This window comes from Mycobacterium sp. (assembly GCF_049673265.1).
In the GTDB taxonomy this organism is placed as follows: domain Bacteria; phylum Actinomycetota; class Actinomycetes; order Mycobacteriales; family Mycobacteriaceae; genus Mycobacterium.
The window spans coordinates 1-2,184 of record NZ_JBATXN010000582.1 but is presented as its reverse complement, the minus strand read 5'-3'; the positions used below and the strand labels follow the sequence as shown (position 1 = coordinate 2,184).

The following is a 2,184-nucleotide window of genomic DNA, read 5'->3' as shown; positions in this document are numbered from 1 at the left end:
CCGGTTCACCGGACGTGATCGGTCGCCGACAAGCCGGTAGGCCGGGCCACTTCATGCCGTCGGCATTGGTGAAATCGCAGTTCGACATTTTGGAACCGCTGGCGTCCGACGAGCACGGGATAGCCCTGGACGTCGAATCGAGCGTGGACGACATCGTCGAAAGATTTGTGAACTATCTGCTCAGTTCTTGACCACCGCGGTGGCGCTAGCATGATGGTCTATTCAGCACGGCAAAACACATGGCACACGGGGCTGGCGATGTATCAAATCGTGGTCGCACTTGTCGTCGTGGGACACGTCGCGTTTCTCTGCTACCTCGTCGTCGGTGGGTTCATCGCGTTGCGCTGGCGCCGCACCATCTGGCTGCACGTGATGGCAACGCTGTGGGGGATCGCGATCACCGTCGGGCAGCTGGAGTGTCCATTGACCTGGCTGGAGCGGTGGGGCCGCGCGAAAGCCGGGCTGGCGCCACTGCCACCGGACGGCTTCATCGCCCACTACATCGCGGGCGTGATTTATCCGGCCAGCTGGGCCGGCGGGGTACCGGTTGTGGTCTTCGGAATGGTCGCGGTGTCCTGGGCGCTGTATGGACGCCGTCGGCGGATCAGCGCCAGCGGCGAGCTTTGAGCCGTCCGCGGGCGGCCAATTCACCGCCGCGTTCGCGGGCGGTGTCGGCTAGTTCGGCGGCCAACTCGGCACTGCGTTCGCGGGCGCGTTCCCCGTAGTCCGCGCCGCGTTCGCGGGCGGTTTCGGCCAGTTCGGCGCCGCGTTCGCGCGCAATTTCCGCCAGTTGCTTGCCGCGCTTACGTGCGCGTTTGCGCGCTGCTTTCACCACGGGCGCGCTCTTCTCGCCGGCAGTGCTGATCAGTTCGCCGCCGCGTTTGCGAGCTGCCTCGACCAGCGGCTCGCTTTTCTCGGCGGCCGTGCTGGCCAGTTCCCGGCCACGCTCGGCACCCGCCTGAAGCCCGTGCGCTATTCGTTCGCCCAGCTCGGAATCAAGGAAGCTGCTGTCGGAGCCATCCAGCGAGAGCGCCTCCGAGATCCGCTCGGCCGCTTGTCGCCCACGCCATCCCAACGACGGCTTGCCCGCGGTGTCGGCCGACGCAATGATCAGCCCACCTAACAGGCTCAGGTCGGTGAGCAGATCGCGGCGCTTCTGCGCTTTGCGCTCCGGGTCGCTCTCCGTCCAAAACAGGTGTGCGCCAAGGCTGCCCGGTATCACAGTGAACGCGAGCGCTGCCGAGGCGATCCGCGGCATTTTGCCAGTGGCGAGCAATAGACCGCCGCCGACTTGGACGGCGGCGTTTATCCGGGCCGCCGTCTCGGGATCCGAGGGAACCTTGGTCCCGACGGGATCCGGCAGCGTGCGTAAGGCCGCCATGGTGGGTTCGGTGGCATCAACGGTGACCTTGGGGTTTCGCAATGTCTCGACACCTTGGCCGATGAAGACGGCAGACAGCAACGGACGAGCGATTCTTCGGATCAACATGGCCGCTGTGTTCCCGGGTTCCCCACTGCGCAAACCGCGCCTGCCTATCGCCGGCGCTTCACCTATTCCGTCGCCGGGGGCGCTTCATGGCGCAGCCGCAGCGGCAACAGCACCCAGAGACCGAGTTGAGCCGTCACCGCGCAGGCTCCGGCGATGGCGCCCGCTCCTGGACCAGCCACCGCGCTGAAAATGACCACAGCTACGCCGGTAAGCGACAAACCCATCAGCAATAGCCCGGCGTAAGCGAACCGATGTGCGGCGGAGACGACGAATTGGATTCGATGCCGACGAAACAGCAAGCGGTGCATTGCCACCGGAGCCTCCAACAGCACGGTGGCGCCGATGGAGCAGCCAACTGTTGCCAGATAGATCACCCGCATCGTCGTGTTCAGGGTCTCGAAGCGCTGCTGGAAGGGCAACGTCAACAAGAAACCGGTCAGCAATTGGACGCCGGTCTGAACCACCCGCAACTCCTGCAGGAGGCTGATCCAATTACGGTCTAATCGTTGGATTTCGGTCTCAGAGCGCTCCGTGGAATCCCAGCTTTGGTCGCGTTCAGGGTGATCGACGACGTCCATGGCCGTTGATCATGCCAGCCGGCGGCCGCTGCCACCGGCTAACAGCAGCCGCGCCGATGTCTCCAGCCGTTCGGCGATCTGCGGGTAGGTGGCATATCCCATGCCGGCGCGCACCAG

3 protein-coding genes and 1 pseudogene are annotated in these 2,184 nt (G+C 64.9%); 2 read left to right on the top strand and 2 right to left on the bottom strand.

The window, feature by feature from the left end; genetic code table 11:
- Together WBF82_RS19835 and WBF82_RS19830 are read left to right on the top strand one after the other, a co-directional pair.
- Positions 1 to 191 (top strand): annotated as a pseudogene (locus WBF82_RS19835) (gluconokinase); the annotation flags it as partial.
- Between the two features lie 19 nt (positions 192 to 210).
- Positions 211 to 627: a DUF2784 domain-containing protein gene (locus WBF82_RS19830; RefSeq protein WP_424384648.1), complete on the top strand. Its 417-nt coding sequence runs from the start codon at positions 211 to 213 to the stop codon at positions 625 to 627.
- Here WBF82_RS19830 and WBF82_RS19825 read toward each other — a convergent pair.
- Positions 605 to 1,489 carry a DoxX family membrane protein gene (locus WBF82_RS19825; protein WP_424384647.1) on the bottom strand — a complete coding sequence of 295 codons (885 nt, stop codon included), beginning with the start codon at positions 1,487 to 1,489 and terminating at the stop codon, positions 605 to 607. The two genes, WBF82_RS19830 and WBF82_RS19825, sit on opposite strands and share 23 nt — an antisense overlap.
- A gap of 62 nt (positions 1,490 to 1,551) precedes the next feature.
- Positions 1,552 to 2,067, bottom strand: a complete 516-nt coding sequence (locus WBF82_RS19820) for a DUF6328 family protein (protein WP_424384646.1) — start codon at positions 2,065 to 2,067, stop codon at positions 1,552 to 1,554.
- Positions 2,068 to 2,184 lie beyond the last annotated feature (117 nt).